Below are 24,471 nucleotides of genomic sequence, written 5' to 3' on the forward strand. Positions count from 1 at the left end.
GGGCATGCTTGTCCGCATGTCCTCGACCCCTGACCTCGCCCCCATCGTCGCGGAGGTCATCGTCCCGGTGTCCACCACCTCGGCCTTCGTCGGATTCACCGCGCAGATGGGCGAGTGGTGGGACCCGATGCTGAGCCCCGAACCTCCGACCTTCACCGGCATCTCGATCGACCCCAACGGCCCGGTCGCGTCGGTGCACGGCGACGAGGAGTACACCTGGGGCCGCGTGATGAAGTGGGATCCGATCGGCCACTACACGCAGGAGTTCTGGCTGGGGCACCCCGCCGACGAGGCGACCGTCCTCGACGTCCGCTTCACCGATGCCCCGGGAGGCACGCTGGTGCGGGTGGTGCACAGCGGCTGGGCGGAGGGCAGCGAGGAGATCCGCGAGAAGTACACGCGCTGGGGCGACCTCCTCGACCGGTACGCTGCCCACGTGTCGTGACCGCCGCCCTCGTCCGCCCGATGCGCGAGGGCGACCTCGCGGCGTTCGGTGAGATCACCGCCACCAGCTACTACGAGGTCGACGCCCGCACCTACCAGCGCGCGTGGCCCGACCCCGTACGCCGCCCGCCCGGGCGCAACGGCGCGTGGCTCAACCGCGCCCGTGCCGCCCTCGACACCGACCCGGGCGGCTGCTGGGTCGCCGAGGTGGACGGCGAGGTCGTCGGTGGGGCGGTGTCACGGGTCCGCGAGCTGATGTGGATCCTGGCGTCCTTCGCCGTTCTCCCCCAGCACCAGGGCCGGGGCATCGGCACCCAGCTGATGGCGGCGGCGATGCACCACGGACGCGGCTGCCTGCGGGGCATGTTCGCGGCCAGCGCCGACCCCGGCGCCGTACGCCGCTACCGGCTCGCGGGCTTCGACCTGCATCCGCAGATGCTGCTGATGGGCGTCGTGGACCGCAGTGAGATCCCCGTCGTCGACCGGGTGCGCGAGGGTGCTGCGGGCGACATCGACCTGCTCAACTCCGTCGACCGGCAGACCCGGGGTGCCGCGCACCTGTCGGACCACGAGCTGCTGCTCGCCCAGTTCAGGCTCGTCGTCACCGACCACACCACCGGGGCGGGCTACGCCTACGTCGACGACGACGGCGCCCCGACCCTGCTCGCGGCCACCAACCGGCGTACGGCGGCCAAGCTGATGTGGGAGGCGCTCGCGTCCTCACGACCGGGCGAGCAGGTCTCCGTGCACCACATCACCGCCGCCAACGCCTGGGCCCTCGACGTGGGTCTCGCGGCACGGCTGGCGATCCACCAGAGCGGCTTCCTGTGCGTGCGACAGATGAAGCCACCGACTCCCTACCTCCACCACGGCAGCCTCCTTTAGGAGACGCCGCCAGGGGACGCCTCTAGGAGAGGTGCGAGCCCGGCTCGAGCCGCGCACCCGCGGCCACCCGACCGGTCACGACGGAGTCGCGACCGACCAGCACGACGTCCTCGTCGCGCGCCAGCCGTGCGGTCGGCTCGGCGCCGACCCTTGCGCGCGCGGCGACGGAGGAGCGCTCGTCGAGCACCGTGGTGCGTACGACCGCACCGGCCCGGACCACGCAGTCCTCCATGATCACGCTGTCGTGGACCTCGGCGCCCTTCTCCACGACCACGCCCGGGCCCAGCACGCTGCCGACCACGAGGCCGGAGACGTCCGAACCCGGCGAGAGCAGGGAGTCGCGGCACTCGCCGGACGCACGCACCCGCGCCGCGGGACGGTCGGGCCAGTGGGAGATGACCGGGCGGCCCGGGTGGTCGAAGACGTCGACCTTGCCGGCCAGCAGGTCGCGGTGGGACTGGAGGTAGAGGCCGGGCTGACCGACGTCGCGCCAGTAGCCGCTGAGGGGTACGGCGCCGACCTTGCCGCTCTCGACGAGTCGCGGCAGCAGGTGCTCGCCGAAGTCGCCGATGCCGCTGTCGCCGTCAGCCGCGTCCTCGGGGTCCTGCTCCCCGACCAGCTCGGCGCGCAGGGTGTGGAGCGCTGCCATCAGCGCCTCGGTGTCGTAGACGAAGATCTCGGTCGCGACCGTGCCGGCCGAGGGCTTCGAGGGCTTGTGCTCGATGCCGGTGACGGTGCCGTCGCGGTTCGCGAGCACCACGACGTTGTCGGACGCGTCCTTCTTGGTCACCTCGCTGGTCAGCACCGTCGCCACCCGCCCGGAGGCGACGTGCTCGTCCACGACCGGGCCGAGGTCCATGTTGAAGACGTGGTCGGCGCTGCAGACGACGAGCGTCCGGGCGCCGAAGGCCTCGATGTCGGCCGACATCCGCAGCAGCAGGTCGCCGTTGCCGTGGGCGAAGCCGCTCTCGGTCGCGGGACCGGTGCCGGTCTGCGGGACGATGCGACGGAACCCGCCACGGTTGCGGTCGAGCGACCACGGACGCCCGCCGGAGAGGTACTCGTCGATGGACGTCACCTGGTACTCCAGCGACACCCACACGTCGGCCAGGTCGGCGTGCACGAGCCCGGACAGCGCGAAGTCGATCAGCCGGTGCACCCCGCCGTACGGCAGCGCGGGCTTGGCGCGCTCCCGGGTGAGGACATCCATGCGGGAGCCCTGTCCGCCCGCTTGGACCAGGGCCAGTACCTCACCGCGACGTGGCATGGCCGAAGCATGGCACGCGGCGGTCCCGCGCCGTGCCCCCTCTTAGGATGTGCTGCATGAGCATCGTCGACCTGCCGCTCCTCCCCCTCGGCAAGGGCCGCGACCTCGACGCCGAGCGCGGCGTGGAGTGTCCCGGTGACCTCCCGGCAGCGTCCGACCCGGGCCTGGTCGAGCGAGCGCGTGCTGCCAAGGCGGCGCTGGGCGAGCGGCTCTTCGTGCTCGGCCACCACTACCAGCGCGACGAGGTCATCCAGTTCGCCGACGTCACCGGCGACTCGTTCAAGCTGGCGCGCGATGCCGCGGGACGGCCCGCTGCCGAGTTCATCGTCTTCTGCGGCGTGCACTTCATGGCCGAGTCGGCCGACATCCTCACCTCGCCGACGCAGCGCGTGATCCTCCCCGACCTCGCGGCCGGCTGCTCGATGGCCGACATGGCCCGCCTGCGCCAGGTCGAGGACGCCTGGGACGCGATGGCCGACGCCGGGATCCAGGACAGTGTCGTGCCGGTGACCTACATGAACTCCAGCGCCGACATCAAGGCGTTCTGCGGCCGCAACGGTGGCGTCGTGTGCACCTCGTCCAACGCCGACGTGGCGCTGGAGTGGGCGCAGGAGCAGCGGCCCGGTGCCAAGATCCTGTTCCTCCCCGACCAGCACCTGGGCCGCAACACCGCCGTGCTCAAGATGGGGATGTCCCTCGAGGACTGCGTGGTCTGGGACCCGCAGCAGCCCGGCGGCGGGCTCAGCGCCGAGGAGCTCCAGGACGCGCGGATGATCCTGTGGAAGGGCCACTGCTCGGTCCACGGCCGCTTCTCCGCGGACGTCGTCGACGAGCTGCGCATCAAGCACCCCGGCATCAACATCCTGGTCCACCCCGAGTGCACCCACGAGGTCGTCCTCAAGGCCGACCTGGTCGGGTCGACCGAGTTCATCATCAAGACCATCGAGGCCGCCGAGCCCGGCACGGTCTGGGCGATCGGCACCGAGCTCAACCTCGTCCAGCGCCTCAAGGACGCCCACCCCGACAAGACGATCGTCTTCCTCGACCGCAACGTCTGCTACTGCTCCACGATGAACCGGATCGACCTGCCGCACCTCGTCTGGGCCCTCGAGAACCTGGTCGCCGGCACGGTCGTCAACCAGATCACCGTCGACCCGGAGACCGAGGCCGACGCGCTCCTCGCGCTGCAGCGGATGCTCGACCTGCCCGGCAAGTCCCACCGCGACTGACCGACTGTGTCTCCCGCGGTGCCGCACCTCAGCGATGCCGAGCGCCGGCGCCGGATCGGCGTACGCCATGCCCTCGCGCCGTCCCACCGGCTGGGCGACGTCGCCGCGGTGACGCGGGCGATGACGGTTCTGCATGCGACCGAGGCGGCCACGGTGCACCTGGCGGTCGCGGCCCGGTCCGAGGGCCTCACCCCCGCGCACGTCGACGCAGCCCTGTACGACGACCGCGAGGTCGTCAAGCAGCTGGCGATGCGACGCACGCTCTTCGTCTTCCCCCGCGAGCTCCTGCCCGCCGCCTGGGGCAGCGCCTCGGCGCGGGTCGCGACGGCGGAGGGCAGACGCATCGCCAAGGCCGTCGCGGCCGCCGGCGTCGCCGAGGACGGCGACGCCTGGCTCGAGGCGGCCCGCGCTGCCACGCTGGCCCGCCTGGCCGTCGGACCGGCGACGACCACGCAGCTGCGCGCCGACGTGCCCGAGCTGGCCGGGACGACCGGCGGGACCTCCGACAAGGTTTACGACCGGCCGACGCCGGTGGCGCCGTGGGTGCTGACCCACCTCGGGCTCACCGGCGCCGCCCTCCGGGGCCGCAACGCCGGCCACTGGCGCCTCAACAAGCCGAGCTGGACCCTCACCCACGACTGGCTCGACGAGGTGCCGGTCGCCCTCGACGAGGCAGAGGGGTACGCCGACCTCGTCCGCGCCTGGCTGGGCACCTTCGGCCCCGGCACCGCCGACGACATCCAGTGGTGGCTCGGCTCGACCAAGACCGCGGTCGCGCGTGCCCTCGCCGACGTCGGGGCCGAGGAGGTCGCGCTCGAGGACGGCACCACCGGCTGGGTGCTCGCCGGTGACGCCGAGGACACCGCGCCCCTGGAACCGTGGGCGGCGCTGCTGCCGACGCTCGACCCGACCGTGATGGGCTGGAAGGCGCGGGCGTTCTACCTCCGCCCCGACCACGTCGCCCACCTCTTCGACACCAACGGCAACGCCGGCACCACGGCGTGGTGGGACGGCCGGATCGTCGGCTGCTGGGTGCAGGACCCCGACGGGGGCGTACGTCTCTCGCTGCTCGAGGACGTCGGCGCCGAGGGGCGCGCCGCGCTGGACCGCGAGGCCGAGCGGCTCACGGCCTGGCTGGGCGGCACCGTGATCGGCAACGTCTATGCCTCGCGACTGATGAAGCAGGCCAAGCTGCCTTGACCCAGCTGCCCTGACCCAGTTGCCCCTACCCGGCTGCCCCGACCGAGGTCGTCTAGGAGGCGTCGACGACCGGCAGCTCGAACCAGAACACCGATCCACCGCCCTCACGGGCGTCGACACCCATGGAGCCGCCGTGTGCCTCGACGATCCGGCGGCACGTCGCCAGGCCGATGCCCACGCCGGCGACGCTCTTGTCCAGCCGCGCGAGCGGGGCGAAGACCCGCTCCCTGGCCTCGACGGGGATGCCGCGCCCGCGGTCGCGCACCTCGATCCGGTTGTGCCGGCCGAGCGGGTGGCTGTCGACCTCGATCTCGGGCGGCTCACCGTCCTCGCTGAACTTCGTCGCGTTGTCGAGGAGGTTCATCAGGACCGAGCGCAGCTGCGCGGCGTCGCCGCGTGCCGCGGGCAGCTCCCCCATCACCCGCACGGTCTGCGGGAGCACGTGCCCGGAGAGGTCGTCCAGCGCGAGCGCCAGCTCGACGCCGAGGTCGACCAGGTCCTCGCCCGGTGACGATCCCTGGGTCGCGAACTCGAGGAGGTTGTCGATCAGCCCGTTCATCCGGTCGACGCCGCGACGGGCCCTGGCCACGGTGTCGGCCTGACCCGCCTCGGTGATGTCGAGCTCGAGCGCCTCGAGCGACAGCGAGACCGAGGTCAGCGGGTTCTTGAGGTCGTGGCTGACCTGGCCGGCGAAGTGGCTGAGCCGGTCGTTGGACGTGCTCAGGCGGTCGTTGGCCGCGCTGAGCAGGCGCGAGGCCAGCTCCAGCTCCAGGACGTCGACGACCCGGTCGGCCAGCTGCGCCAGGCCCTTGGCGGACTCGGGGGTCACCGGGTGGACGTCGTTGTCGAAGACGCACAGCGTGCCGATCACGACACCGGCCGGGGTCCGCAACGGGTGCGAGCCGTAGTACTTCACGTGGGCGATCTCGCCCGTCGTCCACGGGTTCTGCGCGAACCGGACGTCCTCGCCCGCGTCCTCGAGCATGATCGGCTGGTCCGACTCCACGACCAGCCGGCACATCGAGCTCTCGATGGGTGAGTCCCCGCCCTCGAACCCGGCCGTGGCGACCTGGTGCTGGGCGCTGGCGCTCAGCAGGTTGATCGCCGCGAACGGGACGCCCGCCACCTGCGCGGCCAGCTCGACCAGGGCGTCGAGCTCGCGCCGGGCCGGCGCCCCGACGACGTCGTACGTCGCCAGCACCCGCTCGCGCTGCTGGTCACGGACCTCGTCGCTCACAGGCCCGGCGCCTTCCACACGGCCAGCCAGCGCTGCAGGTCGGGCTCCATCGGAAGCTCCTTGTCGAGTTGGTCGCGCACAGAGAGCTCCAGGAGGGTGTCGCGGGTCTGCTCCCCGCTGGGAGCGAACGCGTAGAAGGTGCCCTGCTTGTAGAGGTACGTCAGCCCCACCCGCCGTCCGGCCGCGTCGGCGAACGGCACCAGCGAGCACAGCAGGCCGCCAGCGAAGCCGTTGAGCTCGAGCGTCGTGTTGACGGCGTGGAGGCCGGTGCAGAGCCCGGACAGGTCGGCCGGATCGCCGGTGACGACGAGCCAGGTGAACCCGAAGTCGTCCTGCGAGACGGTGACGTCCGGCGCCTCGGCGTCGTCACGCAGCAGGGCCAGCACGTCGTCCTGCGTCTGCGCGAAGGCGGCACCCGCGGCCGAGCGGTAGCACACGGATCCGGAGCCGGTGGGCACGAGACCGAGGGTGGTCTGCAACGTGATCGCCGCGCTCGGCACCAGGAACAGTGCGTCGAGGTCGTTGCGCTTGGGGCGCGTCCGCGCACGCACCGTCTCCCAGAGTCCCATGCGTCCTCCTCAGGCCGTGGGCCGGCTGAGCTCGGCCTGGATGCGGGCCAGCTGCTCGAGGCGCTGCTGCAGCGGCGGGTGCGTGGCCAGCAGGCCGGTCAGCCCGCCGCTGATCGCCGGGACGATGCACAGTGCACTGGCCGCGCTGCCGGCCCGGAGGTCGCGGGTGGGAGTGGCAGCCACCTCGCCGCTGATCTTCTGCAGGGCGCTGCCGAGCGCGGCGGGCTTGAGCGTGAGGTAGGCGCCGGCCCGGTCGGCGCTCAGCTCGCGGTAGCGCGAGAGCAGCCGCAGCAGCAGGAAGCTCACGGCGTACACCACGAGGCTGACGACGAGGGCGATGAGCACGGCGGGCAGGGCGCTGTTGCTGCGCGAGCGGCCGAGCGCGCCGAACTGGGCGGCACGCATCAGCAGGCCGGCTGCGATGCCGGCCGAGGAGGCCACCGTCATGACGAGGACGTCGCGGTGGGCGACGTGGCTCAGCTCGTGGGCCAGCACCGCCTCCAGCTCCTCGGCATCCAGCGTCTGCAGGATGCCGGTCGTCACGCACACCACGGCGCGGTCGGGCGAGCGACCGGTGGCGAACGCGTTGGGGACCGACATGTCCGCGATGCCGACCCGGGGCTTGGGCATGTCGGCCAGCGCGCAGAGCCGGTCGATCATGCCGTGCAGCTCGGGCGCCTCCTCCGGCGCGACCTCGCGAGCGCGCATGGCCCGCATCGCCATCGTGTCCGAGCTCCACCACTGCCAGAACGCCAGACCGATGCCGGCCGCGGCGATGACAGGGGCCCAGCCGGGACCGACCGCGTACGTCGCACCGACGACCAGCGCCACGAAGACGCCACCCAGGAGGAACATGGTGAGGGTCATCCGGGCGGTGAGCCCGGTGTCCTTGATGAAGCGCGAGGTGGCCAACGCCCGCCTCAGCCCGGGATCAGGCCGTCGTCGCCCAGGAGCTCGCGGACCTCGTCGATCGTCGCGTCCGGCGGCGGCAGGATGAGGTCGGACTCGTCCAGCGAGTCGGGGTCGTGGTGCGTGCCGCTGGAGCGCACGGCAGCCAGCAGGCCCTCGAGGGCGAGGCGGAACATCACCTCGTCGCCCGACTCGATGGCGCGCTCGATCTGGTTGTCGAGCCCGTTGAGGGCGTCGAGCGCGTGGTCGGCCAGGTCGTACTGGCCCTCCCCGAGAATGCGGACGATCATGCCCTTCCGCCCTCGGTGCTCTCGCCCTCGACCTTCACGGCCTCCGGCTCGGCAGCGAGGATGTCGCCGCCGTCAGCGGCCTCGATGGCCTGCGGCGGTGCGTTCCCGGCCTTGAGCCGGGCCAGCTCGGCCTCGACGTCGGAGCCGGAGCTCAGCGCGTCGAGCTCGCGGGAGATGTCGTCGCCGGCGCTGAGCTGGGAGGCGTCGTCGAGCGCGCCGGAGGCGATCAGCTCGTCGATCGCCTGGCCCCGCGCCTGCATCTGGGCGGTCTTGTCCTCGGCGCGCTGGATCGCGAGACCCACGTCGCCCATCTCCTCACCGATGCCCGACATCGCCTCGCCGATGCGCGTCTGCGCCTCGGCCGCGGTGTAGGTGGCCTTGATGGTCTCCTTGCGGGTGCGGAAGGCCTCGACCTTCGCCTGCAGGCGCTGCTGCGCGAGGACGAGCTTCTCCTCCTCGCCCTGGAGCGTGGCCTGCTGCTCCTTGAGGCTGGTGATCTGCGAGGCGAGGCCCGACTTGCGGGTGAGGGCCTCGCGGGCGAGGTCCTCGCGGCCGGCGGCGATCGCCTTCTCGGCCTGGCCCTGGAGCTTGGCGGCCTGGGCCTCGATCTGGTTGACCTGCAGCTCGACACGCTTGCGGCTCGTGGCCACGTCGGCGACTCCACGGCGGACCTTGGAGAGCAGCTCGAGCTGGCGCTGGTAGCTGTAGTCGAGGGTCTCGCGGGGGTCCTCCGCCTTGTCCAGGGCCTTGTTGGCCTTGGAGCGGAAGATCAGGCTGATGCGCTTCATGAGACTCATCGGGGTGGAAACCCTCTCTTGGTCACGGCTGGGTCGTCAGTCTCACCCTAGGACCAAAGCCAAGCCGGAGGTAGGGCATCCCGCGACCGCGCGCCCACCCGCCGCGGCGATAGGCTGCTCCCAGCATCCGAACCATCTGAAGGCAGCGCGCGTGTTCCGTCGTACCAGCTCCCAGCCGGAGACCCCGGCCACCACCGACAAGGTGGGTGGCAAGGGTCGCCCCACGCCGACCCGCAAGGAGGCCGAGGCCGCCGCCCGGGCGCGCGCCAAGGTGCCCCGGAGCCGCAAGGAGCAGGCCGCCGCCCAGCGCGCGGCCCGCGGCGACACCTCGCAGAAGATGCGCGAGGCGATGAAGACCGGCGACGAGCGCTTCCTCCCGGCACGCGACCGGGGGCCCGTACGCCGCTTCCTGCGCGACTACGTCGACGCCCGCTTCTCCTTCATCGAGCTGATGGTGCCGCTGCTGATCGCCTCGATGGTCCTGAGCTACACCGGCCTGGCCCAGCTCGGCAACACGATCCTCTTCAGCACGATCATGGTGATCATCTTCGACATCATCATGCTGCGCTTCCGGCTGCGTCGCGAGCTCGCCTCGCGCTTCCCCGACGAGCCCACTGCGACCAAGGGCGCCACCCTGTACGCGGTGATGCGGTCCCTGCAGATGAAGTTCCTGCGGCTGCCCAAGGCGCAGGTCAAGATCGGCCAGAAGCTGCCCGAGACCTATCGATGAGGCCCCGCCGATGACCCACAGTCATGGCGGGCCGACGGCCGACGTCTCGGTCCGCATCGCGTGGGGCGACGACGCCCCTGCGATCGCCGCGGTCCAGGTGCGCGCGTGGCCCGAGCTCTACGCCGGCGTGCTCCCGGCCGACGTGCTCCCGACCGACGTCGAGGCGGTCGGCGCCCAGTGGCGCCAGGCGCTCGCCAAGCCCGCCGACGCCCGGCACCGGGTCCTCGTCGCGCTGGAGCGCAACCGGGTGGTCGGCTTCGCGCTGACCTCCCCCGCGGTCGACCCGGACTGCGACCCCGTCGCCGACGGGGAGCTCGCCGAGGTCACGCTCGACCCGCCCGAGCGCGCCAAGGGGCACGGCTCCCGGCTGCTCCAGGCAGCCGTGGACACGCTCGCCGCGGACCGTTTCACCCGCGCGGTCACGTGGGTCAACGTCGGCGACGACGCCCTCCTGACCTTCCTCACCGAGGCCGGATGGGCCCCCGACACGGCCCACCGCGAGCTCGACCTCGACGGGACCGGCGCCACCACGGTCAAGCAGGTGCGGCTCCACACCGCGATCGGCTGACCCCGGCACACCGGCTGCCCGACCTGCGCGAACTTCACCCCTGAGGCTGCTTGCTTTTCGTGTGGCGAGCGTCACTATGGAGGTCCGGCACTCCGCCGGATCCAGCACGGGGGTTCGACATGCTCGGTCCGCTTCCCACCCTTCACCGGTTCGTCCTGGTCCTGGCCGCACTCGTCGTCTGCACGGGCATCGGCTTCTGGTTCGGCGCCATGCCCGAGATCCCGCTCAACCTCCGCGCCGGCCTGCTGGCCGGCACCGGCGCGGGTGTGGCCGCCGCCTTCGTCCTGGTGCACGACTTCCACCAGCAGCGCACCCGGCCGGCCCGCTCACGCCGCCGCGCGCACTAGCCGCGCCACCGGCCCCGTCCCCGCGGCGCGCCCCGGATAGCCTCGACGCGTGACCGAGCCCTCCCTCAGCGCCGCCGAGCGCTCGGGGATCATCCGCGACGGCCTGGCCGTCGGGGTGGCCACCGGGGCGTACGGCATCGGGTTCGGCGCCGTCGCGGTCTCGTCCGGCCTGAGCGTCGCGCAGACCTGCGTGCTGTCGCTGCTGATGTTCACCGGCGCGAGCCAGTTCGCGCTCGCCGGCGTCGTCGCAGCGGGTGGGGCCCCGATGTCGGGGGCCGCGACCGCACTGCTGCTCGGCACGCGCAACACGCTCTACGGCCTGCGGATGGCGCCGCTGCTGCAGTGGCGCGGCTGGCGCCGGGTGGGCGCTGCGCACGTGCTCATCGACGAGTCGACGGCGATGGCCGTCAACCGCGGCACGACCGAGGGCGCCCGGCTGGGCTTCCTCACCACGGGACTGTCCGTGTTCGTGCTGTGGAACCTCGCCACCGCGATCGGTGCGGTCGCCGGTGAAGCCGTCGGCGACCCGCGGACCTACGGACTCGATGCGGCCGTCGGCGCCGCCTTCCTCGCGCTGCTCTGGCCGCGGCTCCAGGACCGGCGCAACATCCTCGTCGCCGTCCTCGCCGCAGCGGTCGCCCTGTCGATCGTGCCGGTGGCCGCTCCCGGCGTACCTGTCCTCGCCGCCGGCGGGGTGGCCCTGCTGGTCGGGGTGCTGGCGCGGCGCCAGGACCCGACCGAGATCCCGGGCCCCGACGACGTGGCCGGAGGACACCGCTGATGTGGGCCGCGATCATCGTCGCCGGGGTCGGGTGCTACCTGCTCAAGCTCACCGGCCTGTCCCTGCCCGAGCGGGTGCTCAGCCACCCGACCGTCGAACGGGTGGCGGACCTGATCCCCGTCGCGCTGCTCGCCGCGCTCGTCACCGTGCAGGTCTTCGCCGACGGCCAGGCCCTCACGGTCGACGCCCGGGCGCTCGGCCTCGGCTTCGCGGTGGTCGCCCTGCTGCTGCGGATGCCGTTCCTGGTCGTGGTGGTGGGGGCGTCAGTCGTGGCTGCCCTCGCGCGTCTCGTCTGAGGGCTGCACGGCGGGCGCCCGCGGGGGTGGCGGCAGATCGCGTCCGCGGCGCCCCTCAACCTGCCATCTGCCGCCACCCTCGGGCGCCCGCGCGCGAAGGTGGCGGCAGATCGCGTCCGCGGCGCCTTTCAACCTGCCATCTGCCGCCACCCTCAGCGGGAGGCCGAAGGGGTCACTCCAGGTCGAGGAAGGAGTCGAGCCCGACCGTCAGGCCGGGGTGGTCCGCGATGGCGCGGACGCCGACCAGGACGCCCGGCGTGAACGACACGCGGTCGAGCGAGTCGTGGCGGATCGTGAGGGTCTCCCCCGCGGTCCCGAGGAGGACCTCCTGGTGGGCGACCAGGCCGCGGACGCGCAGGGCGTGGACCCGGACGCCGTCGACGTCGGCCCCGCGGGCACCGTCGATGCCGGTCGAGGTCGCGTCGGGCATCGGGTCACTGCCGGCCTCCCGGCGGGCGGCGGCGATCAGCTCCGCCGTACGCCGTGCGGTGCCGGAGGGTGCGTCGGCCTTGTCGGGGTGGTGCAGCTCGACGACCTCGACGGAGTCGAAGAACGGCGCAGCCTGGGCGGCGAAGCGCATCATCAGGATCGCGCCGATCGAGAAGTTGGGGGCGATGAGGACGCCCGCACCGGGCGCGTCCGCGAGCCACTCCTCGAGCTGGTCGAGCCGCGCCTGGTCGAAGCCGGTCGTGCCGACGACCGCGTGGATGCCGTGCTCGATGCAGAAGCGCAGGTTGTCCATCACGACCCCGGGGTGGGTGAAGTCGACGACCACCTGCGCGCCTGCGCGCACCAGCTCCTCGATGTCGTCGTCGGCGTCGACCGTGGCGACCAGCTCGGTGTCCTGGGCCGTCTCGACGGCCCTGCAGACCTCGGTGCCGACCTTCCCGCGCGCGCCCAGCACGCCGACCTTGATGACCGGGCGGATCGTGGTGGACTGCGACTCTGCTGCTGGTGTGCTCACGGGCTGAATCTAGCGTTGCGATCTCGTGGCGGGTGGCGGTGGCTGACTGACGAACGCGGGTCTGGCAGGCTGTGGGCCATGCCCAACTCGACCATCCCGCCGCGCATCAAGTGGGCCGTCGACCTGATGGACGTCCAGCCGGGCGACCAGGTCCTCGAGATCGGCTGCGGTGCCGGCGCCGGAGCCGAGGCGATCTGTGCCCGCCTCGAGACCGGGAAGCTCTTCGCGATCGACCGTTCCGAGTCCGGTGTGGACCGCACCAAGCGTCGCAACCAGCGCTACGTCGACGCGGGACGCCTCGTCGTACGCCAGATCGACCTCGCCACGCTGCGGGTGCCGGTGAAGCGGCTCAACAAGGTCTTCGCCTTCAACGTCAACCTGTTCTGGGTCCGCGCCTGCGAGGACGAGATCGCCCTGCTCCACGAGCGGGTGGTGCCCGGCGGCGCCGTCTACCTCTTCTACGAGGCCGCCCGTCCGGAGCTGGTCCCCAACATCGTCAAGAAGGCGTCGGAGAACCTCCAGCTCGGAGGCTTCCGCGTGAGCGTGGTGGAGCAGAAGGCTCCCCCCGTCATAGGGCTGATCGCGCGCAGGTGAGCGTCGTCGGCCGAGCCTGCGAGGCCGCTCGACGGTCGCCAAGCATCGGTGGTTGAGCAGCGAGCACGCCTGAGGAACGAAGGCGTGACCGAGCGTGTCGAAACCCGGTCAGCCGAGGAGCAGCCTCAGCCCACGCACCTTGGTTTCGACACGCTCGCTGCGCTCGCTGCTCAACCGGCGGCGGCGGCGCCAGCGGTCACTGCTCAACCGGCGGCGGCGGCGCCAGCGGTCACTGCTCAACCGGCGGCGGCGGCGCCAGCGGTCACTGCTCAACCCGGCGGCGGCGCCAGCGGTCACTGCTCAACCACCGGCGCCAGCGCACACTTCTCAACCAGCGGCGGCGGCAGCAGGACCCACGACCGCCAGCATCTCGGGCTGGGTGAACAGCTCGCGTGCCAGCGCCGAGACGTCCTCGAGGGTCACGGCCTCGATCCGGCCGACCACCTCGTCGATGGTCAGCAGCTCGTCGTAGACCAGCTCGGCCTTGCCGATGCGCGACATGCGCGAGCCGGAGTCCTCGAGGCCGAGCACCAGGCCACCCTTGAGCTGGCCCTTGCCGCGCTCGACCTCCTCCTCGGTGAGCCCCTCGGCCGCGACCTTGGCGAGCTCGCCGCGCACGGTCTCCAGCACGGCGTCGTACTTGCCGGGCAGGCAGCCCACCGAGACCCCGACGATGCCGGCGTCGGCGTGGTGGGAGGCGAAGGAGTAGACGGAGTAGGCCAGGCCGCGGTGCTCGCGCACCTCCTGGAACATCCGTGAGGACGTGCCGCCGCCGAGCGCGGTGTTGAGCACGCCGAGGGCGTAGCGGCGGGGGTCGGTGCGGGTCAGGCCCTTCACGCCCAGCACCAGGTTGACCTGCTCCAGCGGGCGGACCGTCCTCGCCTCGCCGGGCTGCACCTTGCGGGCCTTCTCGGTCTGGACGGGGGTGGTCGGCGTGGCGTCGCCGGTGAGGAAGTCGTTGCGACCGAACGCCTTCGTCACCTGGCGTACGACGCTCGCGTGGTCGACGTTGCCGGCCACCGCGACGACCATGTTGTCGGGACGGTAGTGGCGGCGGTAGAAGCGGTGGATCTGCGCACGCGTCATCGCGGTGATCGAGGCCTCCGTGCCGGCGATCGGCCGGCCGAGCGGGCTGTCGCCCCAGGCCTGGTGCGCGAAGAGGTTGTGGACGACGTCGTCCGGGTCGTCGTCGTGCATCGCGATCTCGTCGAGGATCACGTCGCGCTCGGCCTCGACGTCGAACGGGGTGATGGTGGAGGCGGTGACCATGTCGCCGAGCACGTCGACCGCGGTGCCGAGGTCCTCGTCGAGGACGCGCGCGTGGAAGACCGTGTACTCCTTGGACGTGAAGGCGTTGAACTCGCCGCCGACCGCGTCGAGGGCGACCGAGATCTCCATCGCGGAGCGCTCGGGCGTCCCCTTGAAGAGGAGGTGCTCGAGGAAGTGCGAGCAGCCGTGCAGGGCCGGCGTCTCGTCGCGCGAGCCGACGTTGACCCACACGCCGATGCTGGCCGAGCGGGCACCGGCCATGTCCTCGGTGACGATCCGCAGGCCGCTGGGCAGGACCGTACGACGTACGCGTGAGGTCACCGTCCCGTCGGCGTCCTTGACGGTCTGGAGGGTGCGGGTGGTGCCGTTCTTCTGCACGGGGGTCCTTTGCGTGTCCAGGTCCTGCTGGGGGAAATGCCGCGACCGGCCGGCATGGCTGCCGGCCGGTCGCAGGTGGAACGTTTTCGTTCAGGTCACTCGGCGTCGACGGCCTCGACCTCGGCCGACTCCTCGGAGTCGCCCTCGGCCTCGTCGACGACGGGGACCAGGGACAGCTTGCCGCGGTCGTCGATCTCGGCGATCGAGACCTGGACCTTCTGGCCCACCGACAGGACGTCCTCGACGGCCTCGACGCGCTTGCCGCCGGCCAGGGCGCGGAGCTTGCTGATGTGCAGCAGGCCGTCCTTGCCGGGCATGAGCGAGACGAAGGCACCGAAGTTGGTGGTCTTCACCACGGTGCCGAGGTAGCGCTCGCCGACCTCGGGCATCGTCGGGTTGGCGATCGCGTTGACCGCGGCCTTGGCGGCCTCGGCAGCCTCACCGTTGGTCGCGCCGATGTAGACCGTGCCGTCGTCCTCGATGGACAGCGTCGCGCCCGTGTCGTCCTGGATCTGGTTGATGACCTTGCCCTTGGGCCCGATCACCTCGCCGATCTTGTCGACGGGCACGCGGACCGTGATGATGCGCGGGGCGTGGATCGACATCTCCTCGGGGGCGTCGATGGCCTCGGCCATGACGTCGAGGATCGCCAGGCGCGCGTCGCGGGCCTGGGTCAGCGCGGCGGCGAGCACCTCGGCGGGGATGCCGTCGAGCTTGGTGTCGAGCTGCAGCGCGGTGACGAACTCACGGGTTCCGGCGACCTTGAAGTCCATGTCGCCGAACGCGTCCTCGGCACCGAGGATGTCGGTCAGCGCGACGTACTGCGTCTCACCGTCGACCTCGTCGGAGATGAGGCCCATCGCGATGCCGGCAACGGAGGCCTTGAGCGGCACACCGGCCTGCAGCAGCGACAGGGTCGAGGCGCAGACGGAGCCCATCGAGGTGGAGCCGTTCGAGCCCATGGCCTCGGAGAGCTGGCGGATCGCGTAGGGGAACTCCTCACGCGACGGCAGCACGGGCAGGAGGGCGCGACGCGCCAGGGCGCCGTGGCCGACCTCGCGGCGCTTGGGCGAGCCCACGCGACCGGTCTCGCCGGTGGAGAACGGCGGGAAGACGTACTTGTGCATGTAGCGGCGGTGCTTCTCCGGCGACAGCGTGTCGAGCTGCTGCTCCAGCTTGAGCATGTTGAGGGTGGTGACGCCCAGGATCTGGGTCTCGCCACGCTCGAAGAGCGCCGAGCCGTGGACGCGCGGGATCACGTTGACCTCAGCGTGCAGCGGGCGGATGTCGGCGAGGCCGCGACCGTCCATGCGGATCTTGTCGCGCAGCACGCGCTGGCGCATCACGGACTTGTTGAGCGAGCGGAACGCCGCACCGATCTCCTTCTCGCGACCCTCGAACTGGCCGGAGAGCTTCTCGAGCAGGCCGACCTTGATCTCGTCGACCTTGGTCTCGCGCTCCTGCTTGTCGGCGATCGTCAGCGCAGCAGCGGTGTCGTCCTTGGCGGCCGACTCGACGGCGGCGTAGACGTCGTCCTCGTAGTCGAGGAAGACCGGGAAGTCCTGGACGGGCTTGGCCGACTCGGCAGCGAGCTGGGCCTGGGCCTCGACGAGCTGCTTGATGAAGGGCTTCGCGGCGTCGAGGCCGCTGGCCACGACCTCCTCGGTGGGCGCCTGGGCGCCGTTCTGGACGAGGGCGATGGTGTCCTCGGGGGCCTCGGCCTCGACCATCATGATGGCGACGTCACCGGACTCGGTAACGCGACCGGCGACGACCATGTCGAACACGGCCGACTCGAGCTGCGAGTGGCTCGGGAACGCGACCCACTGGCCCTCGATGAGCGCCACGCGGACGCCACCGACGGGGCCGGAGAACGGCAGGCCGGAGAGCTGCGTGGACAGCGACGCGGCGTTGATGGCCAGCACGTCGTAGGGCTGGTCGGGGTCGAGCGCCATGACGGTGATGACGACCTGGACCTCGTTGCGCAGGCCCTTCTTGAAGGTCGGGCGCAGCGGGCGGTCGATGAGGCGGCAGGTGAGGATCGCGTCCTCGCCCGGGCGACCCTCGGAGCGGAAGAACGAGCCGGGGATCTGGCCCACGGCGTACATCCGCTCCTCGACGTCGATCGTCAGGGGGAAGAAGTCGAAGTGGTCCTTGGGCGTCTTGCCCGCGGTCGTCGCCGAGAGCAGCATGGTCTCGTCGTCGAGGTAGGCCGTGACGGAACCGGCAGCCTGACGGGCCAGCAGGCCGGTCTCGAACTTGATGGTGCGCTTGCCGAACTTGCCGTTGTCGAGAACGGTCTCGACGGCGGAGATGATGGGTTCACTCATGGAAGCAGGATCCTGCTTTCTCTTCGCGGAGCGATCCGCGGCGTCCACTCTGAGGTGGGGCGTCGAAGCCCCGCGGGGCCGGTCTTCGATCGAGGCCCGCAGCTCCCGCGTGGGGGATGTCTGAAGGCCACTACCGAGGACCGAGCCAGACGTGCGGGTCGCTCCTGTGGTTTGGTTTTTCAGTTGTGCAGTGCTTCGGCTCAGACACTAGCGCGACGAGCGCAGGTTCCTGCGAGCCGAAAACTGAGCGGAGCGGCCTCCCGTGTGTGGGAGGCCGCTCCAGTGATCAGCGACGAAGGCCGAGGCGCTCGACGATCGATCGGTAACGCTCGATCTCGGTCTTGTTCAGGTAGTTGAGCAGCCGCCGGCGCTGGCCGACGAGCAGCAGCAGGCCACGACGGCTGTGGTGGTCGTGCTTGTGCGTCTTGAGGTGCTCGGTGAGGTGCGAGATGCGGTGGCTGAGCAGCGCGATCTGCACCTCGGGGGAACCGGTGTCGCCCTCGGTCTGGGCATACTCGGCGATGATCTTCTTCTTGGTCTCCGCGTCGGTACCAATCGACATGGGGGCTCCTTCGGGTTCTCGTTGCGCGGCGCGCCCGGGCCTGTTCACCGGGGCACTCTGGATCCGCGGCCGTAGTCACGGCACGTCACCCCTGAGGGCAACCGCAGAAGCATATCGAGGCGCTGGACGGTGAGACCAATCCGCGCCGCGCGGTCGAGGAGCTGTGTCAGCCTCCGATGAGGTCAGACAGCCGGCGGGGCCGGCGGGTCGGACTCGCTGGTGCGCTGCGTGCTGGCCTGGCGACCCTGCGCGTCAGTGGTGGTGGCGGTGGTCGTGTGGCGACGCTTGGTGTTCTGCTGCACCAGAGTCAGCACCAGCCAGAGCACGCCGGCGACGACGAGGATCCAGCCCAGCGTGATGACCTCCAGCGGACCGACCTGCTGCTCGTTGAAGGCGAGCGCGAGGATCAGTCCGAGCACGATGAGGCCGATCGGCCCTCCGAAACCCATGACGAGCTCCATTCTGTTGGGGATGCCCGGCAGTGGCCGGAACGCGCAGAGTGTGCACGACCGGTGACCGGATGCGAAACCCCTCTCGGGGTGGCCCGGTTCGCCCTGCACCACCAGAGGACCGACGTGGTTGGATCGGCAGGTGTCCACCCAGAGCTCGCCGCAGGGCGAGAAGCGCATCGGCGTCTGCAACCTGTGCGAGGCGATCTGCGGCCTCGAGCTCACCATCGAGGGACGCGACGTCCTCTCGGTGCGCGGCAACCGCGCCGACCCGCTTTCGCGCGGGCACATCTGCCCCAAGGGCGTCGCCATCGCAGACGTGTACGCCGACCCCGACCGGTTGCGGCGACCCGTCAGACGGGTCGGTGAGGGACCGGACGCGCAGTGGCTGGAGATCGGCTGGGACGAGGCCTTCGACCTGGTGGCGACCCGCCTCGCCCGCGTGATCGAGGAGCACGGCGACGACGCCCTGGGGGTCTACCTCGGCAACCCCAACGCGCACAGCCTCGGCTCGATGACCCACGGCACGGCGATGTTCAAGTCGTTCCGGACGAAGAACCGCTACTCCGCCACCTCCGTCGACCAGCTCCCCCACCAGCTGGTGGCGCACCTGATGTTCGGCCACCAGCTCTTCCTGCCGATCCCCGACATCGACCGCACGTCGTGGTTCCTGGTGATCGGCGCCAACCCGATGGCCTCCAACGGGTCGCTGATGACCGTCCCCGACTTCCCGCAGCGGGCGCGCGACCTGAAGGCCCGCGGTGGTCGGATGGTCGTGCTCGACCCGCGCCGCACCGAGACGGCGCGGATCGCCGACGAGCACCACTTCGTGCGCCCGGGCACGGACGCCTGGGTGCTGATGGCGATGCTGCACGTCCTGACCGTCGAGGCAGACGACGCGCCCACCGTGGCGGCGTACGTCGACGGGCTCGCGACGGTGGTCGACCTGGTCGCCGACTTCACCCCCGAGCGGGCCGAGGCGATGAGCGGGCTGCCGGCGGGCGAGATCCGCCGCCTCGCCCACGAGCTGGCGGCCGCTGGTGCGGGCGTGGTCTACAGCCGGATCGGTGTCTCCGCCGGACCGTGGGGCACGGTGTGCCAGTGGGCGGTCAACTGCCTCAACATCCTCAGCGGCAACCTCGACCGCGTCGGTGGCGCGATGTTCACGACGCCGGCGATCGACGCGGTGGGCACCGGGCTGATCGGTCGCGGCCACCACGACGCCTGGCGCTCGCGGGTGCGCGGACTGCCCGAGACGGCCGGCGAGCTCCCCGTCTCGGCGCTGCGGGAGGAGATCGAGACCCCCGGCGACGGCCAGGTCCGCGCGCTGCTGACCGTGGCCGGCAACCCGGTCCTGTCGACGCCTGACGGGTCGCGCCTCGACGGGGTTCTGCCCGGTCTCGACTTCATGGCAGCGGTCGACATCTACGTCAACGAGACCACCCGGCACGCCGACGTGATCCTGCCGCCGACCACGGCGCTCGAGCGCGACCACTACGACCTGGTCTTCCACCTGCTGGCCGTGCGCAACACGGCCCGGTTCACCCCGGGCGTCTTCGAGAAGGAGGACGACCAGCGCCACGACTGGCAGATCTTCCGCGAGATCACCCTCCGCACCACCGCCCGGCTCAGCCGCAGGGCCCCGTTGAAGAAGCGGGTGATCCAGCGCGCCCGGCTCACCGCCAGCCCCACGTTCCTGATCGGCCAGCTGCTGCGGCGCGGGACCAGCGGGGTGACGCTGAAGAAGCTGCGCGCCCGACCCGCCGGCATCGACCTCGGTCCGCTCCGCGGGGGCCAGCTCCCGGGTCGGCTGCCGTCGAAGGGCCGGCGCCTGGACCTCGCCCCCGCGCTCGTGGTGCAGGACGTGGCGCGCCTCGCGGCGATGCCGACGCCGGTCGGCGACGAGCTGCTGCTGATCGGGCGACGCCACCAGCAGGACTGCAACTCGTGGATGCACAACTCAGCCCGACTGACCAAGGGCCGCCCGCGCCACCAGCTGCTGATGAACCCTGCCGACCTCGCCGACCGGGAGATCGTCGACGGCGCCCGCGTCCGGGTGACCTCGCGCATCGGGTCGGTCGAGGTGGAGGTCGCCGCGTCCGAGGACCTGATGCCGGGCGTGGTCTCGCTCCCCCACGGCTACGGCCACGCGCGCGACGGCGTCCTGATGACCCGCAGCCGCGAGGTGGCGGGCGTCTCGGTCAACGACCTCACCGACCCCGAGCTGCTCGACGTGTCGGGCAACGCCGCGCTCAACGGCGTACCCGTCGCCGTCACCGCCTGCTGAGCTCCTCCTTCGCCCGCACGCCACGGAGCCCCCGCCGATTCCGGCGGGGGCTCCGTGGGTGACGGGACGGGGGTGGACCCCCACCCCGTCGGTCCTCGGGGTCAGACCTTGCCGTCGAGGACGGCGAGGATGTCGTCGGGCGTCTGGGCCGCCTTGAGGGCGGCGAGGCTGTCGTCGTCGGTGAAGGCCCCGGCCAGCGCCTGGAGCACCGTCAGGTGGTCGTCGCCTGCGCCGGCGATCCCCACGACGTACGTCGCCGGGCTGCCCTTCCAGTCGATGGGCTCGTCGTAGCGGATGAAGGAGATGGCCGTCTGGCGGATCAGCGCCTTGGCCTCGTTGGTGCCGTGCGGGATGGCCAGGCCGTTGCCCATGAACGTCGAGACCGAGGTCTCGCGCTCGTGCATCGCCGCGACGTAGGCCTCGTCCACCGCACCGGAGGCCACGAGCAGCTGCCCGGCCTCGGTGATGGCCGCGTCCCGGTCACGGGCCTGCCCGCCGAGCACGATCGCTTCCCGACTCAGTACGTCGCTCATCTGGCGCCTCATTCCTCGAGTGTTCGGTGCGGCCGACGCCTCGCCGGCCGGTGTCGCGTCCCGCCATCAGACCACAGCGCGATGACCGCGCGAGGTCCCTGACGAGCAGGCCCGGCCCTCCGTGCCGTGGAGGGCCGGGCTCGTGGTGCTCGTCGTCGACCAGGTCAGGTGCGCTTGCCTTCCTCGACCATCGTGACGATCTCGTCGTACCTCGGGCTGCCCATGAAGTTGTCCACCGAGACGTGCTGCGCGGACGGGGACTTCTGCCGGGCTCGATCCGTCAGGTCCTGGTGGGTGACCACCAGGTCGACGTCGTCGCTGAGGTTGGAGATGGCCTTGTTGACCACTGTCACCTCGGTGTGACCGGCGTCGTGGATCTTCTTGCGGAGCACGGACGCACCCATCGCCGAGGACCCCATGCCGGCGTCGCAGGCGAAGACGATCGTGCGGATCTCGCGGGTCTCGGTCGCGGTGCCGCCGCCGAGGGCGGACGAGGCGATCGACTTCTTGCCCTTCATCTCCTCCATGCTGGCCGTGGCCGCCGTGAGGTCGCCCTCGTCGTCGGCCCTGTCCAGCTTGAGCAGGAACGCGGCCACGACGAACGACGCCGCCGCGCCACCGATGACGGACAGGATGACGCCGACGTAGCTGGCGCCCGGGGTCGCGATGAGCACCGCGATGATGGAGCCGGGCGCCGCCGGGGCACGCAGGCCCGAGCTGAACGCCAGGTTGATGCTGATCTGGGTCATGCCGCCGGCGATCATCGCGAGGATGAGCTTGGGCTTCATCAGCACGTAGGGGAAGTAGATCTCGTGGATGCCGCCCACGAAGTGGATGAGGAGCGCGCCGGGGGCCGAGGCCTTCGCCGCACCCTTGCCGAAGAACGTGAACGCGAGCAGGAGACCCGCGCCCGCGGCCGGGTTGGCCTCGAGCAGGAACAGGATCGACTGACCGTCGCGGGCGGCCTCGGCGGTGCCGAGGGGGGTGAGGATGCCCTGGTTGATCGCGTTGTTGAGGAAGAGCACCTTCGCGGGCTCGATGAACAGCGACGTCAGCGGGAGCAGGCTGTTGCTGACGAGGAAGTCGATGATCTCCTCGGCGCGGGCGCTGAACCAGGTGACGAACGGTCCGGCCACCACGAAGCCGACGATCGCCAGGATCATGCCCCAGATGCCGGCCGAGAAGTTGTTGACCAGCATCTCGAAACCGGGCCGGATCTTGTGCGACCAGATGGCGTCGAGCTTCTTCATCGACCAGCCGCCGAGCGGGCCCATGATCATCGCGCCCAGGAACATCGGGACGCCGGCGCCGGCGATGGCGCCCATCGTCGCGAGGGCTCCGACCACGCCGCCGCGGATGTTGTCGTCGTACATCATCCGGCCGCCGGTGTAGCCGATGAGCAGCGGCAGGAGGTAGGTGATCATTGGCCCGACGATGCCCTGGCCGGCGAAGTCGCCCCAGCCGCCGAACTCGGCGACCCAGCTGCCCGGGGAGAGCCAGGCGTTGTCGCCGCCGCCGAGGTTGATCCACCCGTTCTCGATGAAGAGCGCGGTGATGAGGCCCCAGGCGATGAAGGCGCCGATGTTGGGCAGGACCATGTTGGAGAGGAACGTGCCGAACTGCTGCACGCGTACGCGGCCGCCGGAGCGGGACGCGGGGGTAGAGGTTGTGGTCGCCATGCTGATGTCCTCCAGTTGAAACGTGGGGAGTGAGCCCCATCACATGATGCCGTGATTAAACCGCACGAACGGGCACGTTGCCAAGCATTCGGGCAGGAATTCATGCCCGACTGTGTGGCTTTGCTCCCCTAACGGCCCAACTGGCTGTCGAACAGCGCCTTTTCTGCCTCGCCGTTCCACGTGTTGCCGGCCGACAGCTTCGCGGCGACCTCGGGCAGCTTCTCCTCCAGCTCGTCGAGCCCCATGAGGGGCAGGTCGTGGATCTGGGGGAAGATCAGGACCTTGCCGGAGTAGCTGCCGTCGACCAGCGCCTGGAGGCCGTCCTTGGCCGCCCGCATGCCGCCGACGGCGCCCACGATGGATCCCGGGGAGAGCTCACCCCGGTCGGCGAGGTCCACCACCTGCTGCTGGTCGTGGATGGTCAGCCCTGACGTCCCGGTGTACTGGGCGTTGTCGAGGTAGACCGCGCTCAGGTTCAACGGCGCCATGGTGCCGTTGGGAACACCGGCGAAGAAGACCAGCATGCCGTCGGGATTCATCACGGTGTCGGCCTCGGCCATCACTGCGGAGATCGGCACACTGACCACGACATCGTCGGCGCCCCGGCCGTCGGTGAGCCCCATGACGAAGTCGTGGAGCGACTCGTCCGCGGTCTGGGAGTTGAAGGTGACCAGCTCGCAGTCGTTGCTCTCCGCCAGGTGCGCCAGACGCTCCTCGAGGCTCTTCAGGCGCTCGTCGCTCACCTCCGTGGCGACGATCGTGCGGGGGCCGTCGGGCTGCTGGATGGCCCTCTGGACATGCATCAACCCCATCGGCCCGCCGGCGCCGACGAAGACAGTGGTGCCCTGCGGACGCAGGTCGCAGCGGTTGCGCGCCTCCCCGTAGGAGGCGGCGATGTCGGGACCCCGGCCGCCGAGGTAGGCGGTGTAGTCGTAGTGCAGGCGGCCCACGTCGGTGTCCACCAGGCCGTCCAGGGCGGTCTCGCCGACCAGGTTGAGGGTGCCGCGCCGCGCGATGTGCGTGGCCACCGCGCCCACGGTCCCCGCGGAGCGGGGGTCGAGCATGACGATGTCGTCGAAGCCGGCGCCGTCTGTCAGCTCGTCCACCAGCGCCTGGTAGTCATCGGTGCCGATGCCGTTGCGCACGACCTTCGCGGCGGAGGTGTGCTCCACCAGCTCCGCCACCGAGGCGGGCACGTCGGTCAGCACGATCGCGGTCGGGGCGTCCAGACCCGAGGAGAAGTCGTAGTCCCGCTCGTCACCGGGCCGGCCGATGATCCACATGGTCCCACCGGCCTTGGGCTCCAGGCGGCGGCGTTGCGTGTAGGCGGCCATCACGCAGCCCCACGGCTCCAGGGTGGACGCCTCGGCGTACCCCATCGTGTCGGGGAGGGGTAGCAGGCAGGCACCGTCGTCGGTGTCGAGCATCTCCGAGCCCATCAGGTGGTACTGGATCAGTCCGCCGGGGATGGTGTAGCCGTAGGCCGTGCTCCTGCCGTCCTGGTAGATGTCGGGCTGCACGGCCAGCCGCTGGCCGGCGTGGTAGCGGTCGGCGAGGTTGTCCCCGACCTCGATGACGGTGAGGCTCACCTCGTGCCCCAGGCGGGTGGGCTCCGCGGACAGGTCGCGGTCGTAGAGCTTCGGGTGGCTGCCGCCCTGGCGCATGATCTTCACGTCCGAGAAGCAGAGGCCCACGCTGTCGATGCGCACCAGCATGTGGTCGGCATCGGGTGAGGGGATGGGGAGCAGCTCGGGCTGGCCGTCCTTGCCCATGTTCTCCTCGCCGGCACCCCAGAGGTTCCAGGCCCAGGTCTCCTCCGGCAGGTCGAGATCGGCTGCGCGGTAGCGGTCGTACGGTGATGTCATCGTTCCTCCGTG

25 protein-coding genes are annotated in these 24,471 nt (G+C 71.1%); 11 read left to right on the top strand and 14 right to left on the bottom strand.

Annotated elements, in window-relative coordinates:
- Positions 1–16: 16 nt before the first annotated feature.
- Positions 17–445 carry an SRPBCC domain-containing protein gene (locus BM127_RS06030; RefSeq protein WP_091195940.1) on the top strand — a complete coding sequence of 143 codons (429 nt, stop codon included), beginning with the start codon at positions 17–19 and terminating at the stop codon, positions 443–445.
- The gene (locus tag BM127_RS06035; RefSeq protein WP_198554206.1) at positions 442–1,329 is read left to right on the top strand and encodes a GNAT family N-acetyltransferase; all 888 of its coding nucleotides are present in this window, start codon (positions 442–444) and stop codon (positions 1,327–1,329) included. Before BM127_RS06030 ends, BM127_RS06035 begins: the two co-directional genes overlap by 4 nt.
- Positions 1,330–1,351: 22 nt before the next feature.
- On the opposite strand, the gene BM127_RS06040 is transcribed toward BM127_RS06035, so the two are convergent.
- Positions 1,352–2,596: a glucose-1-phosphate adenylyltransferase family protein gene (locus BM127_RS06040; protein WP_091195946.1), complete on the bottom strand. Its 1,245-nt coding sequence runs from the start codon at positions 2,594–2,596 to the stop codon at positions 1,352–1,354.
- A gap of 56 nt (positions 2,597–2,652) precedes the next feature.
- On the opposite strand from BM127_RS06040, the gene nadA reads away from it, so the two are divergent.
- Positions 2,653–3,825 carry a quinolinate synthase NadA gene (gene nadA / locus BM127_RS06045; protein WP_091195949.1) on the top strand — a complete coding sequence of 391 codons (1,173 nt, stop codon included), beginning with the start codon at positions 2,653–2,655 and terminating at the stop codon, positions 3,823–3,825.
- 18 nt (positions 3,826–3,843) lie between these two features.
- Complete coding sequence (locus BM127_RS06050) at positions 3,844–5,025, top strand: winged helix DNA-binding domain-containing protein (protein WP_091195951.1); 1,182 nt, start codon at positions 3,844–3,846, stop codon at positions 5,023–5,025.
- A gap of 52 nt (positions 5,026–5,077) precedes the next feature.
- Here the strand turns inward: BM127_RS06050 and BM127_RS06055 are convergent, their stop codons facing one another.
- From BM127_RS06055 to BM127_RS06075, 5 genes are read right to left on the bottom strand one after another with little or no spacing between them, the layout of a single operon-like run.
- Entirely contained in the window at positions 5,078–6,262 is a 1,185-nt protein-coding gene (locus tag BM127_RS06055; RefSeq protein WP_091195953.1) for a sensor histidine kinase, read from the bottom strand.
- Positions 6,259–6,831 (bottom strand): PspA-associated protein PspAB, encoded by a 573-nt coding sequence (pspAB, locus tag BM127_RS06060; RefSeq protein ID WP_091195956.1) that lies wholly within the window; start codon positions 6,829–6,831, stop codon positions 6,259–6,261. The genes BM127_RS06055 and pspAB overlap by 4 nt, the downstream gene beginning before the upstream one ends.
- 9 nt (positions 6,832–6,840) lie before the next feature.
- A complete protein-coding gene (gene htpX / locus BM127_RS06065; RefSeq protein WP_091195959.1) occupies positions 6,841–7,743 on the bottom strand; it encodes a zinc metalloprotease HtpX in 903 nt (300 codons plus the stop codon).
- An 8-nt stretch (positions 7,744–7,751) separates the two neighbouring features.
- On the bottom strand, positions 7,752–8,030 hold the full coding sequence (gene pspAA, locus BM127_RS06070) for a PspA-associated protein PspAA (RefSeq protein ID WP_091195961.1): 279 nt from the start codon (positions 8,028–8,030) through the stop codon (positions 7,752–7,754).
- A complete protein-coding gene (locus BM127_RS06075) occupies positions 8,027–8,827 on the bottom strand; it encodes a PspA/IM30 family protein (RefSeq protein ID WP_175507332.1) in 801 nt (266 codons plus the stop codon). The genes pspAA and BM127_RS06075 overlap by 4 nt, the downstream gene beginning before the upstream one ends.
- 151 nt (positions 8,828–8,978) lie before the next feature.
- Between BM127_RS06075 and BM127_RS06080 the strand changes: the two genes are divergently transcribed.
- The 5 genes from BM127_RS06080 to BM127_RS06100 all read left to right on the top strand — a co-directional run bounded on the left by BM127_RS06080 (position 8,979) and on the right by BM127_RS06100 (position 11,549).
- The gene (locus BM127_RS06080; protein ID WP_091195966.1) at positions 8,979–9,557 is read left to right on the top strand and encodes a DUF3043 domain-containing protein; all 579 of its coding nucleotides are present in this window, start codon (positions 8,979–8,981) and stop codon (positions 9,555–9,557) included.
- Positions 9,558–9,567: 10 nt separating this feature from the next.
- Positions 9,568–10,125 (top strand): GNAT family N-acetyltransferase, encoded by a 558-nt coding sequence (locus BM127_RS06085; protein ID WP_091195969.1) that lies wholly within the window; start codon positions 9,568–9,570, stop codon positions 10,123–10,125.
- Between the two features lie 119 nt (positions 10,126–10,244).
- Entirely contained in the window at positions 10,245–10,472 is a 228-nt protein-coding gene (locus BM127_RS06090) for a hypothetical protein (RefSeq protein ID WP_091195971.1), read from the top strand.
- Positions 10,473–10,521: 49 nt separating this feature from the next.
- Complete coding sequence (locus BM127_RS06095; RefSeq protein WP_091195973.1) at positions 10,522–11,253, top strand: AzlC family ABC transporter permease; 732 nt, start codon at positions 10,522–10,524, stop codon at positions 11,251–11,253.
- Positions 11,253–11,549 (top strand): AzlD domain-containing protein, encoded by a 297-nt coding sequence (locus BM127_RS06100; protein WP_091195976.1) that lies wholly within the window; start codon positions 11,253–11,255, stop codon positions 11,547–11,549. Before BM127_RS06095 ends, BM127_RS06100 begins: the two co-directional genes overlap by 1 nt.
- 172 nt (positions 11,550–11,721) lie before the next feature.
- Here BM127_RS06100 and dapB read toward each other — a convergent pair whose 3' ends face one another.
- Positions 11,722–12,477, bottom strand: coding sequence for a 4-hydroxy-tetrahydrodipicolinate reductase (dapB, locus tag BM127_RS06105; protein ID WP_091196858.1), 756 nt, complete (start codon positions 12,475–12,477; stop codon positions 11,722–11,724).
- Between the two features lie 114 nt (positions 12,478–12,591).
- On the opposite strand from dapB, the gene BM127_RS06110 reads away from it, so the two are divergent.
- Complete coding sequence (locus BM127_RS06110; protein ID WP_091195977.1) at positions 12,592–13,107, top strand: methyltransferase domain-containing protein; 516 nt, start codon at positions 12,592–12,594, stop codon at positions 13,105–13,107.
- 327 nt (positions 13,108–13,434) lie between these two features.
- Here BM127_RS06110 and BM127_RS06115 read toward each other — a convergent pair whose 3' ends face one another.
- From BM127_RS06115 to BM127_RS06130, 4 genes are all read right to left on the bottom strand, one after another.
- Positions 13,435–14,754 (bottom strand): M16 family metallopeptidase, encoded by a 1,320-nt coding sequence (locus BM127_RS06115; RefSeq protein ID WP_231263286.1) that lies wholly within the window; start codon positions 14,752–14,754, stop codon positions 13,435–13,437.
- Positions 14,755–14,849: 95 nt separating this feature from the next.
- Positions 14,850–17,084 (bottom strand): polyribonucleotide nucleotidyltransferase, encoded by a 2,235-nt coding sequence (locus BM127_RS06120; RefSeq protein ID WP_091195984.1) that lies wholly within the window; start codon positions 17,082–17,084, stop codon positions 14,850–14,852.
- A gap of 286 nt (positions 17,085–17,370) precedes the next feature.
- A complete protein-coding gene (gene rpsO / locus BM127_RS06125; protein ID WP_091195987.1) occupies positions 17,371–17,646 on the bottom strand; it encodes a 30S ribosomal protein S15 in 276 nt (91 codons plus the stop codon).
- Positions 17,647–17,828: 182 nt separating this feature from the next.
- Positions 17,829–18,095 carry a DUF6458 family protein gene (locus tag BM127_RS06130; protein WP_091195989.1) on the bottom strand — a complete coding sequence of 89 codons (267 nt, stop codon included), beginning with the start codon at positions 18,093–18,095 and terminating at the stop codon, positions 17,829–17,831.
- Between the two features lie 142 nt (positions 18,096–18,237).
- Here BM127_RS06130 and BM127_RS06135 point away from each other — a divergent pair, with 142 nt between their 5' ends.
- Complete coding sequence (locus BM127_RS06135) at positions 18,238–20,382, top strand: molybdopterin-dependent oxidoreductase (protein ID WP_175507333.1); 2,145 nt, start codon at positions 18,238–18,240, stop codon at positions 20,380–20,382.
- 101 nt (positions 20,383–20,483) lie between these two features.
- Here BM127_RS06135 and BM127_RS06140 read toward each other — a convergent pair whose 3' ends face one another.
- The 3 genes from BM127_RS06140 to BM127_RS06150 all read right to left on the bottom strand — a co-directional run bounded on the left by BM127_RS06140 (position 20,484) and on the right by BM127_RS06150 (position 24,459).
- Positions 20,484–20,915 carry a PTS mannitol transporter subunit IIA gene (locus BM127_RS06140; protein ID WP_198554207.1) on the bottom strand — a complete coding sequence of 144 codons (432 nt, stop codon included), beginning with the start codon at positions 20,913–20,915 and terminating at the stop codon, positions 20,484–20,486.
- 164 nt (positions 20,916–21,079) lie between these two features.
- A complete protein-coding gene (locus tag BM127_RS06145) occupies positions 21,080–22,594 on the bottom strand; it encodes a PTS mannitol transporter subunit IIBC (protein WP_091195995.1) in 1,515 nt (504 codons plus the stop codon).
- Between the two features lie 128 nt (positions 22,595–22,722).
- Positions 22,723–24,459, bottom strand: coding sequence for an alcohol dehydrogenase catalytic domain-containing protein (locus BM127_RS06150; RefSeq protein ID WP_091195997.1), 1,737 nt, complete (start codon positions 24,457–24,459; stop codon positions 22,723–22,725).
- Positions 24,460–24,471: the final 12 nt, after the last annotated feature.

The organism is Nocardioides alpinus (assembly GCF_900112035.1).
In the GTDB taxonomy this organism is placed as follows: Bacteria; Actinomycetota; Actinomycetes; order Propionibacteriales; family Nocardioidaceae; genus Nocardioides; species Nocardioides alpinus.

What these genes read in the sequence shown, in the direction of transcription:
- rpsO (WP_091195987.1), bottom strand. Translation starts at nt 17,646, where the DNA reads ATGTCGATTGGTACCGACGCGGAGACCAAGAAGAAGATCATCGCCGAG.
- BM127_RS06130 (WP_091195989.1), bottom strand. Translation starts at nt 18,095, where the DNA reads ATGGGTTTCGGAGGGCCGATCGGCCTCATCGTGCTCGGACTGATCCTC.
- pspAB (WP_091195956.1), bottom strand. Translation starts at nt 6,831, where the DNA reads ATGGGACTCTGGGAGACGGTGCGTGCGCGGACGCGCCCCAAGCGCAAC.
- BM127_RS06085 (WP_091195969.1), top strand. Translation starts at nt 9,568, where the DNA reads ATGACCCACAGTCATGGCGGGCCGACGGCCGACGTCTCGGTCCGCATC.
- BM127_RS06100 (WP_091195976.1), top strand. Translation starts at nt 11,253, where the DNA reads ATGTGGGCCGCGATCATCGTCGCCGGGGTCGGGTGCTACCTGCTCAAG.
- BM127_RS06090 (WP_091195971.1), top strand. Translation starts at nt 10,245, where the DNA reads ATGCTCGGTCCGCTTCCCACCCTTCACCGGTTCGTCCTGGTCCTGGCC.
- BM127_RS06145 (WP_091195995.1), bottom strand. Translation starts at nt 22,594, where the DNA reads ATGGCGACCACAACCTCTACCCCCGCGTCCCGCTCCGGCGGCCGCGTA.
- BM127_RS06030 (WP_091195940.1), top strand. Translation starts at nt 17, where the DNA reads ATGTCCTCGACCCCTGACCTCGCCCCCATCGTCGCGGAGGTCATCGTC.
- BM127_RS06140 (WP_198554207.1), bottom strand. Translation starts at nt 20,915, where the DNA reads ATGAGCGACGTACTGAGTCGGGAAGCGATCGTGCTCGGCGGGCAGGCC.
- BM127_RS06075 (WP_175507332.1), bottom strand. Translation starts at nt 8,827, where the DNA reads ATGAGTCTCATGAAGCGCATCAGCCTGATCTTCCGCTCCAAGGCCAAC.
- BM127_RS06120 (WP_091195984.1), bottom strand. Translation starts at nt 17,084, where the DNA reads ATGAGTGAACCCATCATCTCCGCCGTCGAGACCGTTCTCGACAACGGC.
- nadA (WP_091195949.1), top strand. Translation starts at nt 2,653, where the DNA reads ATGAGCATCGTCGACCTGCCGCTCCTCCCCCTCGGCAAGGGCCGCGAC.
- pspAA (WP_091195961.1), bottom strand. Translation starts at nt 8,030, where the DNA reads ATGATCGTCCGCATTCTCGGGGAGGGCCAGTACGACCTGGCCGACCAC.
- BM127_RS06150 (WP_091195997.1), bottom strand. Translation starts at nt 24,459, where the DNA reads ATGACATCACCGTACGACCGCTACCGCGCAGCCGATCTCGACCTGCCG.
- BM127_RS06040 (WP_091195946.1), bottom strand. Translation starts at nt 2,596, where the DNA reads ATGCCACGTCGCGGTGAGGTACTGGCCCTGGTCCAAGCGGGCGGACAG.
- BM127_RS06110 (WP_091195977.1), top strand. Translation starts at nt 12,592, where the DNA reads ATGCCCAACTCGACCATCCCGCCGCGCATCAAGTGGGCCGTCGACCTG.